This window comes from Streptomyces sp. T028, assembly GCF_048159505.1.
Lineage (GTDB): Bacteria > Actinomycetota > Actinomycetes > Streptomycetales > Streptomycetaceae > Streptomyces.
In genome coordinates this window covers 2501-19361 of record NZ_JBLRVZ010000022.1, presented here as the reverse complement: position 1 = coordinate 19361, position 16861 = coordinate 2501, and the positions used below count along the sequence as shown (strand labels likewise).

The 16861-nt window shown below is 69.4% G+C and carries 13 protein-coding genes and 2 rRNA genes (1 of these 15 only partly in view); 4 read left to right on the top strand and 11 right to left on the bottom strand.

Features of this window, described 5'->3' with window-relative positions; all coding sequences use genetic code 11:
* Window positions 1-195 precede the first annotated feature (195 nt).
* The 4 genes from recN to ACLZN2_RS21925 form a co-directional block, all read right to left on the bottom strand.
* A complete protein-coding gene (gene recN / locus ACLZN2_RS21940; RefSeq protein WP_416980616.1) occupies window positions 196-1938 on the bottom strand; it encodes a DNA repair protein RecN in 1743 nt (580 codons plus the stop codon).
* A gap of 114 nt (window positions 1939-2052) precedes the next feature.
* Window positions 2053-2958: an NAD kinase gene (locus ACLZN2_RS21935; protein WP_416980614.1), complete on the bottom strand. Its 906-nt coding sequence runs from the start codon at window positions 2956-2958 to the stop codon at window positions 2053-2055.
* Complete coding sequence (locus ACLZN2_RS21930; protein ID WP_416980612.1) at window positions 2955-3770, bottom strand: TlyA family RNA methyltransferase; 816 nt, start codon at window positions 3768-3770, stop codon at window positions 2955-2957. The genes ACLZN2_RS21935 and ACLZN2_RS21930 overlap by 4 nt, the downstream gene beginning before the upstream one ends.
* A 7-nt stretch (window positions 3771-3777) precedes the next feature.
* Entirely contained in the window at window positions 3778-4083 is a 306-nt protein-coding gene (locus tag ACLZN2_RS21925) for a hypothetical protein (protein ID WP_416980610.1), read from the bottom strand.
* 42 nt (window positions 4084-4125) lie between these two features.
* On the opposite strand from ACLZN2_RS21925, the gene ACLZN2_RS21920 reads away from it, so the two are divergent.
* Window positions 4126-4473, top strand: coding sequence for a sterol-binding protein (locus ACLZN2_RS21920; RefSeq protein WP_416980608.1), 348 nt, complete (start codon window positions 4126-4128; stop codon window positions 4471-4473).
* Here the strand turns inward: ACLZN2_RS21920 and ACLZN2_RS21915 are convergent.
* The 4 genes from ACLZN2_RS21915 to ACLZN2_RS21900 all read right to left on the bottom strand — a co-directional run bounded on the left by ACLZN2_RS21915 (window position 4457) and on the right by ACLZN2_RS21900 (window position 8568).
* The gene (locus ACLZN2_RS21915; RefSeq protein WP_416980606.1) at window positions 4457-5299 is read right to left on the bottom strand and encodes an ABC transporter ATP-binding protein; all 843 of its coding nucleotides are present in this window, start codon (window positions 5297-5299) and stop codon (window positions 4457-4459) included. The genes ACLZN2_RS21920 and ACLZN2_RS21915 overlap by 17 nt on opposite strands.
* 13 nt (window positions 5300-5312) lie before the next feature.
* On the bottom strand, window positions 5313-6395 hold the full coding sequence (locus ACLZN2_RS21910; RefSeq protein WP_416980604.1) for a FecCD family ABC transporter permease: 1083 nt from the start codon (window positions 6393-6395) through the stop codon (window positions 5313-5315).
* Window positions 6392-7435 carry a FecCD family ABC transporter permease gene (locus ACLZN2_RS21905; protein ID WP_416980602.1) on the bottom strand — a complete coding sequence of 348 codons (1044 nt, stop codon included), beginning with the start codon at window positions 7433-7435 and terminating at the stop codon, window positions 6392-6394. The genes ACLZN2_RS21910 and ACLZN2_RS21905 overlap by 4 nt, the downstream gene beginning before the upstream one ends.
* 68 nt (window positions 7436-7503) lie before the next feature.
* Window positions 7504-8568, bottom strand: a complete 1065-nt coding sequence (locus ACLZN2_RS21900) for an HAD hydrolase-like protein (RefSeq protein WP_416980600.1) — start codon at window positions 8566-8568, stop codon at window positions 7504-7506.
* 73 nt (window positions 8569-8641) lie between these two features.
* On the opposite strand from ACLZN2_RS21900, the gene ACLZN2_RS21895 reads away from it, so the two are divergent.
* The 3 genes from ACLZN2_RS21895 (at window position 8642) to ACLZN2_RS21885 (ending at window position 11632) form a co-directional block, all read left to right on the top strand.
* Window positions 8642-9925 (top strand): DUF1015 family protein, encoded by a 1284-nt coding sequence (locus ACLZN2_RS21895; RefSeq protein WP_416980598.1) that lies wholly within the window; start codon window positions 8642-8644, stop codon window positions 9923-9925.
* Window positions 9926-10073: 148 nt separating this feature from the next.
* Window positions 10074-10487, top strand: a complete 414-nt coding sequence (locus ACLZN2_RS21890; RefSeq protein ID WP_416980596.1) for a YciI family protein — start codon at window positions 10074-10076, stop codon at window positions 10485-10487.
* The gene (locus tag ACLZN2_RS21885) at window positions 10487-11632 is read left to right on the top strand and encodes an RNA polymerase sigma factor (protein WP_416980768.1); all 1146 of its coding nucleotides are present in this window, start codon (window positions 10487-10489) and stop codon (window positions 11630-11632) included. The genes ACLZN2_RS21890 and ACLZN2_RS21885 overlap by 1 nt, the downstream gene beginning before the upstream one ends.
* 52 nt (window positions 11633-11684) lie before the next feature.
* Here ACLZN2_RS21885 and ACLZN2_RS21880 read toward each other — a convergent pair whose 3' ends face one another.
* The 3 genes from ACLZN2_RS21880 to ACLZN2_RS21870 all read right to left on the bottom strand — a co-directional run.
* Entirely contained in the window at window positions 11685-12440 is a 756-nt protein-coding gene (locus tag ACLZN2_RS21880; protein WP_416980767.1) for a hypothetical protein, read from the bottom strand.
* A 1149-nt stretch (window positions 12441-13589) separates the two neighbouring features.
* Window positions 13590-13706, bottom strand: a 5S ribosomal RNA gene (gene rrf, locus ACLZN2_RS21875).
* Window positions 13707-13976: 270 nt separating this feature from the next.
* Window positions 13977-16861: ribosomal RNA gene (locus ACLZN2_RS21870) — 23S ribosomal RNA — on the bottom strand; it runs 239 nt beyond the window's last position.

Here is a 16861-nt window from a genome sequence, read left to right as displayed (position 1 = left end):
GGAGGGATGGACCGCTCGGCTTCCTCCTCGTACCAGCCCAAGGATGCCAGCACGCACGGGTGTTCCGTGCCGCCCGACCGCCGGACCCCCGGCGACACGGCCGTACATGTCACCCACAAGAGCGAATGAACCCAGGGATCCGTTCGATTACAGCCGGGGTCCCCGGGTCACGTCTCCTCGCTCACGCGTCCGCGATCACGCGTCCGTGCGTGCCGTCGCCAGCAGCTCCTCGGCGTGCGCCCGGGCCGTCTCCGAGTCCTCCTGGCCGGCCAGCATCCGGGACAGCTCCCGGATCCGCTCCTCGCCCTCCAGGACCTTCACGCCGGACCGGGTGACCGACCCGTCGTTGGTCTTCTCGACCAGCAGCTGCCGGTCGGCGAAGGCCGCGACCTGCGGAAGATGGGTGACGACCACGACCTGCGCGCTCTTCGCGAGCTTCGCGAGCCGCCGCCCGATCTCCACGGCCGCCTTGCCGCCGACACCCGCGTCGACCTCGTCGAAGAGGTACGTCGGCACGGGGTCCGTCCCCGCGAACACGACCTCCACGGCGAGCATCACGCGCGACAGCTCACCGCCGGACGCGCCCTTGGCGATGGGCCGCGGCGGGGCGCCCGGATGCGGGGCGAGCAGCAGCTCGACCTCGTCGGCACCGGACGGCCCGTAGGCGACCGCCCGCCCGCCGACCTCGACACCCTCCGGATCCTCGGTCTGCCGGATCGCGAACGACACGCGCGCGTGAGGCATCGCCAGAGAAGCCAACTCTGCGGTCACCGCGGCCGCAAACCTCTCGGCCGCCTCGGTCCGCGCGTCCGTCAGCGCCTGCGCGAGCCCGCCCAGTTCGGCCCGCAGCGCGTCCCGCTCGGCGGTCAGCTCGTCGATCCGCTCGTCGTCGCCGTCCAGTTCGGTCAGCCGCGCCGCGCTCTGCTCGGCCCACGCCAGTACCGCGGTCACGTCCGGCCCGTACTTGCGCGTCAGCGCGGTGAGCGCGGCCCGCCGCTCCTCGACCGCCGCCAGCCGCAGCGGATCGGCGTCGAGGTCGTCGGCGTACCCCGCGAGCTCCCCGGCCACGTCACCGAGCAGGATCCCGATCTCCCCGATCCGGTCCGCGAGCGCGGCGAGCCTCGGGTCGTAGGACCGCACGGCCTCCACAGCCCGCTGAGCGCCCGCCACCAAGGTCGCGGCGTCGATGCCCTCGGGATCCTCGGGATTGCCCGCGAGAGCGGCGTGCGCGGCCGTGGCGGCCGAGGACAGCGCCTCGGCGTGCCCCAGCCGCTCGGCCTCCTCCGCGAGTTCCACGTCCTCCCCGGCGCGCGGCTCGACGCCGGACACCTCGTCAAGGCCGTAGCGCAGCATGTCGGCCTCCTGGGCCCGCTCACGCGCGCGTGTGACGATCTCGTCCAGCTCGACGGCCACGGCCCGCAGCCGCCGGTAGGCCTCGGTGTACTTGGCGAGCGGCACGGCGACGGAGTCCCCGGCGTATCGGTCGAGCGCCTGGCGCTGCCGGGACAGCTTCAGCAGCCCCTGCTGGTCGGTCTGCCCGTGCACGGCCACCAGTTCGTCGGCCAGCTCGGCCAGCACGCCCACGGGCACACTGCGCCCGCCGACGTGCGCCCGCGACCGCCCCTCGGCGGAAACGGTACGGCTGATGAGCAGCGCGCCGTCGTCGAGCTCGGCGCCGGCCTCCTCGGCCCGTACGACCACCGGGGCGCCCGAGGGCACGGCGATGCGCCCCTCGACGACCGCCCGCTCGGCGCCGATCCGCACGAGCGCGGGATCGGCGCGCCCGCCCAGCAGCAGCCCGAGGCTGGTGACCACCATGGTCTTGCCCGCACCCGTCTCACCGGTGACGGCGGTGAACCCGGGCGACAGCTCGACGACCGCGTCGTCGATGACTCCGAGCGACCGTATCCGCATCTCCTCCAACACGGAGAAGACCATACGAGGTCCACCCCGAAGAGTGCGAGGCACCCTGGTCACCCGGGCGAGTGGAGGTGCTTTTCAGGGACGCGAACCCGCGGCCGCCGACGAGCCCCCGCCACCCCTCACAGACCGCTAAGGCCGAGCCCCCCGCCACCCGGAAACGGGCAGCGCGAACTTCGCCACCAGCCGATCCGTGAACGAAGCATGATGCAGCCGAGCCAACCGCACCGGCACAGCCCCCCGCCGCACCTCGACCCGAGCCCCCGGAGGCAGCTCGAAGGTCCGCCGCCCGTCACACCACAGGACCCCCGGCGGAATGTGCGGCAGCAGCTCCACGGCGAGCACGGAGTTCGGCGAGGTCACCAACGGCTTCGCGAACAGCGCGTGCGCGCTGATCGGCACCATCAACAGCGCCTCGACCTCGGGCCACACCACAGGCCCACCGGCGGAGAACGCATAGGCCGTGGACCCGGTGGGCGTGGACAGAACGATCCCGTCACACCCGAACCCGGTCACCGGGCGCCCATCGATCTCGAGGACGACCTCAAGCAGCTTCTCTGCGCCGGCCTTCTGCACCGCCGCCTCGTTCAGCGCCCAGTCCGTGTGCACGATGTCCCCGTTGCGATGCACGACGACATCGACGGTCATCCGCTCCTCGACCTCGTACGCCTTGCTGACGACCCGGTCGACGACCTTGTCGAGGTCGTCCCGCTCGGCCTCGGCGAGGAACCCGACACTGCCGAGGTTGACGCCGAGCATCGGCACCCCGGACGCCCGCGCGAACTCGGCGCCCCGCAGCAGCGTTCCGTCACCGCCGAGGACGATGAGCAGCTCGCAGCCCTCCAGGCAGTCCGGAGTGGCCTCGGCGACGAGTTCCACCTCGTCGGGCACGTGCAGGTCGGCGGCCTCGTACTCCAGGACGCGCACCCCGATGCCCTCGCGCAGCAGCCCCTTCACCACAAGTTCCGCACTGCGGATCGCGGCGGGCCGGCCCGTGTGGGCGAGGAGGAAAACAGTACGAGCTCGGTTCTCGGTCAACGCGGCCCCTCCGCAACTGCACGGTCAACGTCGGCCGGGTCCAGGGCAGGCGCCCCGGCCCGGAGCCACAGAAAGTACTCGACATTGCCCGACGGCCCGGGCAGCGGACTGGCGGTGACACCCTTCACCCCGAGCCCGAGGTCCCACGCCTTGCCGGCGACGCCGCGCACCGCCTCGGCCCGCAGCTGCGGGCTGCGCACGACGCCCCCGCTGCCGAGCCGTTCCTTCCCCACCTCGAACTGCGGCTTGACCATCATGACCAGATCCGCGTCCGGCTCGGTGCACCGCGCCAGGGCCGGCAGCACCAGCCCGAGCGGGATGAAGGACAAGTCCCCCACGACAAGATCCACTGGCTTCCCATCGATCGCTTCAAGCGTCAACTCGCGTACGTTCGTACGGTCCTTGACGGTGACGCGTTCATCGCTCCGCAGAGACCAGGCGAGTTGTCCGTATCCGACGTCGACGGCGACGACGTGCGCGGCACCGGCCCGCAGCAGCACATCCGTGAACCCCCCGGTGGACGCCCCGGCGTCCAGCGCCCGCCGTCCCTCGACGACAAGCCCCCGCGGCACGAAGGCCTTCAGCGCCCCGGCGAGCTTGTGCCCGCCCCGGGAGACGTAGTCGGGGTCGTCGTCGTCCAAGGCGACGACGATCGCCGCCGCCGTCTCCACCTGCGTGGCGGGCTTGGTCGCGACGGTCTTGCCGACGGTGACCCGCCCGGCGGCGATCAGCTGCCCGGCGTGCTCCCGCGAGCGCGCGAGCTTGCGGCGTACCAGCTCCGCGTCCAGACGGCGACGTGCGACTCCTGCCACGTTCGGTTCAGCTCCTACTGCTGTACGTCGATGGGGGCGCCGGAGGTCCCGGGCGGGCGTCGAGCGCGGTGAGCGCGTCGCGCAGCCCCCTGTGTACATCCTCGTACACCTCGAGGTGTCCGTCGGTGGCGAGGTGGTCGGCGTCGGCCAGCCGGTCCAGCTGGGCGTCGACCTCGGCGTTGCCGGTGGGCGTGCGGGGGACGGCCAGTGGGGCGGGCGCGGCGGGGTCGTACTCGGGTTCGACCACCGAGGCCGATGCCGCCTCGTTCACCGGGTCCGGTGCGGGCTCGCTCTCCGGCACTGTGTCGCTCATGCCCAGACGCTACCCCGAACCCCTGGGGTACCGTCGATGTCGATGGCCACGATCGAGGAGTGCCGCGCCGCACTCGAGAAGCTCTCGGACAACATGCAGCACGCCGAAGGGAACGTCCGCACAGCCGCGGAACTGGACCGTTCGGTCAGCTGCTGGATCAGCGACCTGGACGTCACGTTCGTGGGCCGTATGGCGGGCGGCCGGATCGTGGTCCAGGACACCATGCAGGGCCCTCCGCGGGAGAAGGCCCAGATCAGACTGAGCATGACCGGGGACGACCTGGTGGCCCTGGTGGGCGGCGGGCTGAACTTCGCGAAGGCCTGGGGCTCGGGCCGGGTGAAGCTGCACGCGGGCGTGCGCGACCTGTTCGTCCTCAGGAAGCTTCTGTAGCCACCACCCGTGCCCGTGCCGTGCGCGCCGCCGGCACCACCAGCGGCGTACCCGTCTCCGGGTCGTCGATGACCTGGCAGCGCAGCCCGAAGACCTCCTCGACCAGTGCGGCCGTGACGATGTCGTTCGGCGCGCCCTGCGCGATGACCTCGCCGCCCTTCAGCGCGATCAGATGGGTGGCGTACCGGGCCGCGTGGTTGAGGTCGTGCAGCACGGCGACGAGCGTGCGGCCCTGTTCTTCGTGCAGCTCGGCGCACAGGTCGAGGACGTCGATCTGGTGCTGGATGTCGAGGTAGGTCGTCGGCTCGTCGAGCAGCAGCAGCGGGGTCTGCTGGGCGAGGGCCATGGCGATCCACACCCGCTGGCGCTGGCCGCCGGACAGCTCGTCGACGTACCGGTCGGCGAGTCCGGCCACCCCGGTCTGCGTCATGGACTCCTGGACGACCCGCTCGTCCTCGGCCGACCACTGCCGCAGGATGCCCTGGTGCGGGTAGCGGCCGCGGCCGACGAGGTCGGCGACGGTGATGCCGTCCGGCGCGATGGACGACTGCGGCAGCAGGCCGAGCGTGCGCGCCACCTTCTTGGCCGGCATCGACTGGATGACCTGCCCGTCGAGCAGCACCCGGCCCTCCGACGGCTTCAGCATCCGCGACAGCGCCCGCAGCAGCGTGGACTTGCCGCACGCGTTGGGGCCGACGATCACCGTGAAGGAGTTGTCGGGGATCTCCACCGACAGCTGTTCGGCGATGACCCGCTGGTCGTAGGCGAGGGTGACGTTCTCGGCGGACAGGCGGTTCACGGTGCTCCTTGGATGGTTCTGGTTCATGTCCGGCCCGCCTTCATATCCGGCCCGCCTTGCGCTCGGTGACGAGGAGCCACAGCAGATAGACACCGCCGAGCACCCCGGTGACCACGCCCACAGGCAGCTGTCCGTCACCGAACAGCCGCTGCGAGGCCCAGTCGGCGGTGACCAGCAGGGCGGCGCCCATGCACAGCGACGCCATGAGGTTGGGGCCGGGCGAGCAGGTGAGGCGCCGGGCGAGCTGCGGCGCGGTGAGCGCCACGAAGCTGACGGGGCCCGCGGCGGCGGTGGCGGCGGCGGTGAGCAGCACGGCCGACACCATCAGCACCAGCCGTACGCGCTCCACCCGCACCCCGAGCGCGTTCGAGACGTCGTCGCCCATCTCCATCATCCGCAGCCCGCGCGCGTTGCCGAGGACGAGCGGTACGAGCACACAGACCAGGGCGAGCAGCGGCCAGACCTGCTTCCAGTCCCGCCCGTCCAGCGTCCCGGTCATCCAGACGACGGCCCGCGCCGCGTCGACGAAGTCGGCCTTGGTGATCAGATAGCCGTTGACCGCCGTCGCCACGGCCGACACGCCGATGCCGACGAGCACCAGCCGGTAGCCGTGCACGCCCCGCTTCCACGCCAGCAGATAGATCGCGGCCCCGGTCACCAGCCCGCCGACCAGCGCGCCGACGGTGACCTGGGTGGTGGTCCCGGAGAACAGTACGATCATCACGAGCGCTCCGGCCGTCGCCCCCTGTCCGAGGCCGAGGACGTCGGGGCTGCCCAGCGGATTGCGCGACACGGCCTGGAACAGCGCGCCGCCGAGCCCCAGCGAGGCTCCGACCAGCAGTCCGACCAGGACCCGGGGCAGCCGCAGCTCGTTGACGATGAGCTCCTGGCCGGGGGTCCCCTCGCCGAACAGCGTCGTGACGACGTCGCCGAACGAGATCGGGAAGTCGCCCGTGCCGATCAGCACGACACTCGCGGCGAACGCGGCGGCCAGCAACAGGACGACGACCACCAGGGCCCGTACGTCCAGCCGCACCGACAGCCCGCCCGGGGTGCGCAGCGCGCGGCGCCCGGTCCCCGCGGGCGCCTGAGGCGTCTTCTCGGTTGTCTCCGCGATCCTCACAGCTGGGCCGTCCTCCGCCGTCGTACGAGAAAGATGAAGACCGGCCCGCCGATGATCGCGGTGATGATGCCGACCTGGACCTCCGAGGGGCGGGCCACGACCCGGCCGATCACATCGGAGCCGAGCAGCAGCACCGGCGACAGGATCGCCGCGTACGGCATGATCCAGCGCAGGTCGGGGCCGGTGAAGGAGCGGACGATGTGCGGGACCATCAGCCCGACGAACACGATCGGCCCGCAGGCGGCGGTCGCGGCCCCGCACAGCACGGTCGCGGCGAGCATGGCCAGCGCCCGGGTGCGGTTGAGGTTCGCGCCGAGCGCCCTGGCGGTGTCGTCGCCCATCTCCACCGCGTTCAGCGGCCGGGCGAGGGCGAGCGCGAGGACCGTACCGGCGACCAGGAAGGGCAGCACCTGCCAGATCGTCTCGTCGGTCGCCGAGGACAGCGAACCGACCGTCCAGAACCGCATCCTGGCCAGCGCGGCCTCATCCATGATCATCACGGCCTGGAGGTAGCCGTACAGCGCGGCGCTGATCGCGGTGCCGGCGAGCGCGAGCCGTACGGGCGTGGCCCCCCGGCTGCCGCCCAGGAACCAGACCAGCGCACCGACCGCGGCCGCCCCGAGGAAGGCGAACCACACATACCCGGTCAGGCTCGTCACCCCGAGGAAGGTGATGGCGGTGACGACGGCGGCCGAGGCGCCCGCGTTGATCCCGAGCAGCCCGGGGTCGGCCAGCGGATTGCGCGTCAGGGCCTGGAGCACGGCTCCGGACAGCCCCAGCGCGGCACCGACCAGCAGCCCCAGCACGGTCCGCGACAGCCGCTCGTCGACGACGACGTCCGCGTACGTCCCCGAGTCCGCGAACAGCCCGTGCCACACCTGGTCGACGGACAGCTCCTTCGCCCCGACGGCGATGCTCGCCAACGCCACCACGGCGAGGACCGCCAGGGCGACGAGGAGTCCAACGGAACGGATCGCCCGGCGGGTTGGGGGCGCGGGGGCGGTCTCCGCGCGCTGTTCGGGAACACTGTCGACCAACACGCAGTTAGGTTAGCCTACCCTGCCAATTCGGTCGGTGCCCCGGAGCAGGCCGAAGCCCCCGGAGCGCCTCACAACCCCAGCCGCGCCAGCGCCTTCCCCCCGTCCAGCGCACAACTCCCCTCCCCCGCCGCCGTCCAGGCCGCCGCGCACAGCGCCCGCAACCCGTCCAACGCCTCACCGTCCCCCTCCAGCTCCAACCTCCCCCACTCTCGGCTTCGCTCGAGCGGGGGGACCCCCATCTCCCCCGCGGTCGCCGTCCACCCACCGCACCGGAAACCCTCCCCGGCCGGGGTGACCTCCGGCTGCCCGGTGAGCAGCCCCCGCAGATCGGCGTCCACGAACGTCGGCCGGTGCTGCGGCGGCGCGGCCAGCAGCAGCGCCCCGTCGGTGACCCCGGTGAGGACGAGCAGCGAGTCCACCTCGCCGTTGAACGCCCCCTCGATGTCGGTGTCCAGCCGGTCCCCGACGACCAACGGCCGCTCCGCGCCCGTCCGCAGGATCGTCTCCCGGTGCATCGGAGGCAGCGGCTTGCCCGCGACCTGCGGCTCGGCACCGGTCGCTATCCGCACCACCTCCACCGCCGCCCCGTTCCCCGGCGCGATCCCCCGTCCGCTCGGAATCGTCAGATCGGTGTTCGACGCGAACCACGGCACCCCGCGCGCCACGGCGTACGAAGCCTCCGCGAACCGCCCCCACGGCAGATCGGGACCGCCGTACCCCTGCACCACGGCCACCGGATCGTCGTCCGCGGACTCCACCGGTACGAGCCCCCGCTCCCGCAGCGCGGCCCGCAGCCCCTCTCCGCCGATCACCAGCACCCGCGCCCCCGCCGGCACCTGCTCACTGATCAGCCGCGCGACCGCCTGGGCCGAGGTGATGACGTCCCCGGCACCCGTCGGGATCCCCAGCTCGGTGAGATGCCCGGCCACCGTGTCCGGCGTCCGCAGCGCGTTGTTGGTGACGTACGCGAGACGCATCCCGCCCGCACGAGCGGTGGCCAGCGACTCGACGGCGTGCACGATCGCGCTTCCACCCGCGTACACCACCCCGTCCAGATCGAGCAGCGCCGTGTCGTACGCCTCGCTCAGGGCCTGCCCACTGCCCTCGGGCCTCGTCCTGACGCTCCGGCTCATTCCACATCGCTCCTCGCTCGATCCGCTTTCCCTCGATCATCCCGCACGCCACCGACACACGTACGATGCCGGGATGAACACTGCAGGTCACTCGGAAGCAACGGCGCCCCGAGGCCTGGAACTCACCCCGTTCCGAGGCCTGCGCTACGACCCCGACCGGGTCGGCAGCCTCGCCGCCGTCACCTCCCCGCCGTACGACGTCGTCGTCCGCCCCGACGGCCTGCACCACCTCCAGGACGCCGACCCCTACAACATCGTCCGGCTGATCCTCCCCCAGGCCACCACACCCAGCGCCCGCAACGAACAGGCCGCCGACGCCCTGCGCCGCTGGCTCGCCGAAGGCGTCCTGACCGCCGACCCCGAGCCCGCCCTGTACGTCTACGAGCAGCGGCACGCCGACGGCATGCTCCAGCGCGGCCTCATCGGCACCCTGCGCGTCTCCGACCCGGCGGAGGGGATCGTCCTCCCCCACGAGGACGTCATAGAACCCGTCGTGGCGGAGCGCGCGGCCCTGATGCGCGCCACCTACGCCAACCTCGAGCCCCTGCTCCTCACCTACCGCGGCAACGGCACGGCGGCCGAGATCGTGGACCGCGTCGCCGAGCGCCCCCCGCTCCTCACCACGACCACCGAGGACGGCTACCGCCACCGCCTCTGGGCGATCACCGACCACGCCGACCAGTCCCTCGTCCAGGCGGACCTCGCCCACCACCAGGCCCTGATCGCCGACGGCCACCACCGCTGGGCCACCTACCGCAGGCTCCGCGCCGCACACTCCTCCCCCAGCCCCTGGGACCACGGCCTGGTCCTCCTGGTCGACACGGCCCGCTACCCCCTGCGCGTCCGCGCCATCCACCGCTTCCTGCACGGCCTGCCGGTCGCCGAGGCCCTCACCGCCGTACAGGACCTGTTCCGGGTACGGCACCTGCGGGTCCCCCTCCCCGAGGCCCTGGAGGCACTGGCGGACGCGGCCTGCGCCGGAAACGCGTTCCTGCTGGCCGGCGACGGGGCCTTCCACCTCCTGGACCGTCCGGACCCGGCCCTCCTGGACCGCACGGTCCCCCAGGACCGCCCGCAGGCCTGGCGCACCCTGGACGCGACCGTCCTGCACGCCGCCCTCCTCGCCCACGTGTGGCACATCCCCGAGGACGACCCGACCCGGATCGCCTACATCCACGACACCGCCGCCACCGTCCGGAAGGCGGAACGCACCGGCACCACGGCGGTCCTCCTCCACCCCGTACGCGAGGAGGTCGTCCGCGACCTCGCACGCCAGGGCGTCACCATGCCCCGCAAGTCGACGTCGTTCGGCCCCAAACCGGCCTCCGGTCTGGTCCTGCGCGCACTGGACGTCTGAGGGCCCGGACGTCTGAGGGCCCGGACGTCCGAGGGCCCGGAAGAAGGTCTCGAGAAAAAGTCACGGGCGATGTCGAGAACCCGCGTCGGGCTCCGTCCCCGCTGTGAACGCGACCACAATGGGCCGCACAGCACCGAGGAGACACACCATGGCCAAGTACCTGCTGCTGAAGCACTACCGCGGCGCCCCGGACCCGGTGAACAACGTGCCGATGGACCGGTGGACGCCGGAGGAGATCTCGGCGCACATCCAGTACATGAACGACTTCGCGGCCCGGCTCGAGAAGACCGGCGAGTTCGTCGACGGCCAGGCGCTCGCCCCCGAGGGGCAGTGGGTCCGCTACGACGGTGAAGGGCGCCCGCCGGTCACCGACGGCCCGTTCGCCGAGACCAAGGACCTCATCGCCGGCTGGATGATCATCGACGTCGACAGCCACGAGCGCGCCGTCGAACTGGCCGGGGAACTGTCGGCCGCCCCCGGCGCCGGCGGGAAGCCGATCCACGAGTGGCTGGAGCTGCGCCCGTTCCTGACCGCGACGCCCACCATCACCGAGTGCCATTGATGAACGAGGCCCTGCTGAGGAGCCTCACGCCGAGCGTGCTGGCGATCCTCGTCCGCCGCGGAGCAGACTTCGCGGCGGCCGAGGACGCCGTACAGGACGCGCTGGTCGAGGCGGTCCGCGTCTGGCCCGCCGACCCGCCGCGGGACCCCAAGGGCTGGCTGGTCACCGTCGCCTGGCGCCGCTTCCTCGACGCGACCCGCGCGGACACCGCCCGCCGCCGACGCGAGGACCGCGTCGAGGAGGAGCCACCGCCCGGCCCCACGCCCTCGGCGGACGACACCCTCCAGCTCTACTTCCTCTGCGCACACCCCTCCCTCACCCCCTCCTCCGCCGTCGCGCTCACCCTGCGCGCCGTCGGAGGCCTCACCACCCGCCAGATCGCCCAGGCATACCTGGTCCCCGAGGCGACCATGGCCCAGCGCATCAGCCGCGCCAAGCGCACCGTCTCCGGCGTGCGCCTCGACCGGCCCGGCGATGTCGCCACCGTGCTGCGCGTCCTCTACCTGGTCTTCAACGAGGGCTACTCCGGCGACGTCGACCTCGCCGCCGAGGCCATCCGCCTCACCCGGCAGCTCGCGGCCGCGATCGACCACCCCGAGGTGTCCGGGCTGCTCGCCCTCATGCTGCTCCACCACGCCCGACGCGCCTCCCGCACCGCACCCGACGGCAGCCTGGTACCGCTCGCCGAACAGGACCGCAGCCGCTGGGACACCAGGTCGATCGCCGAGGGCGTCGAGATCCTTCAGACAGCCCTCGCCCGTGACCGGCTGGGCGAGTTCCAGGCCCAGGCCGCCATCGCGGCCCTGCACGCCGACGCGCCGACCGCCGAGGAGACGGACTGGGTGCAGATCGTCGAGTGGTACGACGAGCTCACCCGGCTGACCGACAGCCCGGTCGTCCGCCTCAACCGCGCGGTCGCCGTCGGCGAGGCCGACGGACCCCGGGCCGGCCTGGCGGCACTCGCGGCACTGGACGACACACTCCCCCGTCACACCGCCGTAGCGGCCTACCTGCACGAACGCGACGGCGACCTCACGACGGCGGCACGCCTGTACGCCGAGGCAGCCCACAAGGCCCCCAACCTCGCCGAACGCGACCACCTGACCCGACAGGCCGCCCGGCTCAACACCCGCCGGGGTAACTGACGAGGGGCAGGTCCCCAGCGGAACCTGCCCCTCGCTCACTCATGCGCCGAACTCAGTCCTTGTCCTCCGACTCGTCCTCGCCCGGCGCCTCCTGGGACTCACCCTCGGGAACGCCCTCCCCCTCGCCCTCGTCGAGGGCATCGACGAAATCGACCCCGTCCAGCTCGGCGAGCCGGTCGGAGGCGTCCGTGCTGCCGTCCCGGTCCGCCTCGACGGCCTTGGCGAACCACTCCCGCGCCTCGCCCTCACGTCCGGCGGCCAGCAGCGCGTCGGCATAGGCGTACCGCAGCCGCGCGGTCCACGGCTGTACGGAGTTGGAGGCGAGCTCGGGGCTCTGCAGCGTCACGATGGCCGCGTCCAGCTGCCCCATGTCACGCCGGGCACCGGCCGCGACGAGCCGCATCTCCACCTGTCCGGCCTTGTCGAGCTTGTGCACCTCGGGGGCACCGGCCATGTCCAGCGCCTTCTCCGGCCGCCCGAGCCCACGCTCGCAGTCGGCCATGACGGGCCACAGCTCCACCGAGCCGGTCATCCGCCGCGCCGCCCGGAACTCGGCGAGCGCCTCGCTGTACTTCTGGTTCGCGTACGCCGCGAACCCGGCCGCCTCCCGTACGGCGGCGACACGCGACGCGAGCCGCAGCGCCACCTTGCTGTACCCGTAGGCGCCCTCGGGGTCCTCGTCGATGAGCCGAGCGACCATCACCAGGTTCCTGGCGACGTCATCGGCGAGCGTCTTGGGCAGGCTCTGCAGCTCCTGCCGTACGTCCTTGTCGATCTCCTCGCCGGTGACGTCCTCCGGGATCGGCAGCCGCTTGATCGGCTCACGGTCGCGGTCCCGGTCCCGCTCGTCACGGAACCGACCACCAGCACGCCGGTCATCACCGCGCCGGTCGTCCCTACGGTCGTCACGACCCCGGAAACCGCCGGGCCGCCCACCCCGGTCGTCCCGCCGGAAGCCACCACGCCCGCCGCGGTCGTCCCTGCGGTCGTCGCGCCGGTCGTCCCGCCGGAACCCACCGCGGTCACCTCGGTCGTCCCGCCGGAAGCCACCCCGGTCGTCACCGCGCCGGTCGTCCCTACGGTCATCACGGCGATCGTCCCGCCGGTCGTCCCGACGGAACCCTCCCCTGTCACCGCGGTCGTCACGACGGTCATCGCGCCGGAACCCACGGTCGTCGCCCCGGTAGCCCCCGCGCTCGCCGCCCCGTTCGTCACGACGGTCATCGCGCCGGTCGTCCCTGCGGTATCCACCTCGGTTGTCGTCCCGCCGGAAGGAGGGACGGTCACCACGGTCGTCGCGCCGGTCGTCGCGCCGGTCCTCACGGCGGAAGCCACCGCGCTCGCCACGCTCGTCGCCGCGCCGGTCGTCCCTACGATCGTCGCGTCGCCCGTAGCCGCCACGGTCCCGGTCGCCGAACCCGCCACGGTGGTCATCGCGCCGGAAAGCCGGCCGGTCACCGCGGTCGTCTCGGCGGTCGTCACGCCGGAACCCGCGGTCCCGGTCGTCCCGACGCGGCCCGCGGTCGCGGTCGTCACGCTGGAAGTGGGGACGGGGGCCACGATCGCCCTCACGGCGGTCGTCACGCCGATCATCCCGACGCCCGTACCCGCCACCCCGGTTGTCATCACGCCGGAAGCCACCACGGTCGCCACGGTCACGGTCGTCACGACGGCCGTAACCACCACCGCGGTTGTCGTCGCGCCGGCCCTGACCACCGCGCTCACCACGGTCGTCACGACGGAAGCCCCCGCGATCGCCACGGTCACGGTCTCCGCGGTAGCCGCCACGATCGCCGCGATCCCCACCGTCCCGTCGCCGCTGGTCGCGCTCCGGTCGGTCGTCGGGAGAGTTGGTGGACATCGGTGACTCCTGTCTTCGGTACCGCAATCATTCTAAAAACGAAAGGACCCCTGGTCCCAGCTGAACGCTGGTGACCAGGGGTCCTTCCCAAAGATTGTTCGGCGGTGTCCTACTCTCCCACAGGGTCCCCCCTGCAGTACCATCGGCGCTGTAAGGCTTAGCTTCCGGGTTCGGAATGTAACCGGGCGTTTCCCTCACGCTATGACCACCGAAACCCTAATGGTTTCGAGCGAACAAGCACACTCTTCAATTGTGTGTTCAGCTCTAGCCGGCAACGGTCGTTGCCTCAGAACTAACACAGTGGACGCGAGCAACTGAGGACAAGCCCTCGGCCTATTAGTACCGGTCACCTCCACACATTACTGTGCTTCCAGATCCGGCCTATCAACCCAGTCGTCTACTGGGAGCCTTACCCCATCAAGTGGGTNGACCGGAAAAAACACGGTCGTTGCCTCAGAACTAACACAGTGGACGCGAGCAACTGAGGACAAGCCCTCGGCCTATTAGTACCGGTCACCTCCACACATTACTGTGCTTCCAGATCCGGCCTATCAACCCAGTCGTCTACTGGGAGCCTTACCCCATCAAGTGGGTGGGAGTCCTCATCTCGAAGCAGGCTTCCCGCTTAGATGCTTTCAGCGGTTATCCCTCCCGAACGTAGCCAACCAGCCATGCCCTTGGCAGAACAACTGGCACACCAGAGGTTCGTCCGTCCCGGTCCTCTCGTACTAGGGACAGCCCTTCTCAAGACTCCTACGCGCACAGCGGATAGGGACCGAACTGTCTCACGACGTTCTAAACCCAGCTCGCGTACCGCTTTAATGGGCGAACAGCCCAACCCTTGGGACCGACTCCAGCCCCAGGATGCGACGAGCCGACATCGAGGTGCCAAACCATCCCGTCGATATGGACTCTTGGGGAAGATCAGCCTGTTATCCCCGGGGTACCTTTTATCCGTTGAGCGACGGCGCTTCCACAAGCCACCGCCGGATCACTAGTCCCGACTTTCGTCCCTGCTCGACCCGTCGGTCTCACAGTCAAGCTCCCTTGTGCACTTACACTCAACACCTGATTGCCAACCAGGCTGAGGGAACCTTTGGGCGCCTCCGTTACCCTTTAGGAGGCAACCGCCCCAGTTAAACTACCCATCAGACACTGTCCCTGATCCGGATCACGGACCCAGGTTAGACATCCAGCACGACCAGAGTGGTATTTCAACGACGACTCCACCTGAACTGGCGTCCAAGCTTCACAGTCTCCCACCTATCCTACACAAGCCGAACCGAACACCAATATCAAACTGTAGTAAAGGTCCCGGGGTCTTTCCGTCCTGCTGCGCGAAACGAGCATCTTTACTCGTAGTGCAATTTCACCGGGCCTATGGTTGAGACAGTCGAGAAGTCGTTACGCCATTCGTGCAGGTCGGAACTTACCCGACAAGGAATTTCGCTACCTTAGGATGGTTATAGTTACCACCGCCGTTTACTGGCGCTTAAGTTCTCAGCTTCGCCCACCCGAAAGTGAGCTAACCGGTCCCCTTAACGTTCCAGCACCGGGCAGGCGTCAGTCCGTATACATCGCCTTACGGCTTCGCACGGACCTGTGTTTTTAGTAAACAGTCGCTTCTCGCTGGTCTCTGCGGCCACCCCCAGCTCAGGATGTAAAACCCATCACCGGGTGTGGCCCCCCTTCTCCCGAAGTTACGGGGGCATTTTGCCGAGTTCCTTAACCATAGTTCACCCGAACGCCTCGGTATTCTCTACCTGACCACCTGAGTCGGTTTAGGGTACGGGCCGCCATGAAACTCGCTAGAGGCTTTTCTCGACAGCATAGGATCATCCACTTCACCACAATCGGCTCGGCATCAGGTCTCAGACTTGGTGGTGTGCGGATTTGCCTGCACACCGTCCTACACCCTTACCCCGGGACAACCACCGCCCGGGATGGACTACCTTCCTGCGTCACCCCATCACTCACCTACTACAAGTCTGGTCCGTCGGCTCCACCACTCCCCTTCACCCGAAGGCTCCGGGGCGGCTTCACGGACTTAGCATCGCCTGGTTCGATGTTTGACGCTTCACAGCGGGTACCGGAATATCAACCGGTTATCCATCGACTACGCCTGTCGGCCTCGCCTTAGGTCCCGACTTACCCTGGGCAGATCAGCTTGACCCAGGAACCCTTAGTCAATCGGCGCACACGTTTCTCACGTGTGAATCGCTACTCATGCCTGCATTCTCACTCGTGAACCGTCCACAACTCGCTTCCACGGCTGCTTCACCCGGCACACGACGCTCCCCTACCCATCACGATCCCCGTTGGGGGTATATATCGCAATGACACGACTTCGGCGGTACGCTTGAGCCCCGCTACATTGTCGGCGCGGAATCACTAGACCAGTGAGCTATTACGCACTCTTTCAAGGGTGGCTGCTTCTAAGCCAACCTCCTGGTTGTCTCTGCGACTCCACATCCTTTCCCACTTAGCGTACGCTTAGGGGCCTTAGTCGATGCTCTGGGCTGTTTCCCTCTCGACCATGGAGCTTATCCCCCACAGTCTCACTGCCGCGCTCTCACTTACCGGCATTCGGAGTTTGGCTAAGGTCAGTAACCCGGTAGGGCCCATCGCCTATCCAGTGCTCTACCTCCGGCAAGAAACACACGACGCTGCACCTAAATGCATTTCGGGGAGAACCAGCTATCACGGAGTTTGATTGGCCTTTCACCCCTAACCACAGGTCATCCCCCAGGTTTTCAACCCTGGTGGGTTCGGTCCTCCACGAAGTCTTACCTCCGCTTCAACCTGCCCATGGCTAGATCACTCCGCTTCGGGTCTTGAGCGTGCTACTCAGTCGCCCTGTTCGGACTCGCTTTCGCTACGGCTACCCCACCCGGGTTAACCTCGCAACACACCGCAAACTCGCAGGCTCATTCTTCAAAAGGCACGCAGTCACGAGAACAAGGACAAGTCCTCATTCCGACGCTCCCACGGCTTGTAGGCACACGGTTTCAGGTACTATTTCACTCCCCTCCCGGGGTACTTTTCACCATTCCCTCACGGTACTATCCGCTATCGGTCACCAGGGAATATTTAGGCTTAGCGGGTGGTCCCGCCAGATTCACACGGGATTTCTCGGGCCCCGTGCTACTTGGGTGTTTCTCAAGCGAGCCGTACAGATTTCGGCTACGGGGGTCTTACCCTCTACGCCGGACCTTTCGCATGTCCTTCGCCTATCCATACGGTTTCTGACTCGCCGACCAGCCGGCAGACTGATCAAGAGAAATCCCACAACCCCGTATACGCAACCCCTGCCGGGTCTCACACGCATACGGTTTGGCCTCATCCGGTTTCGCTCGCCACTACTCCCG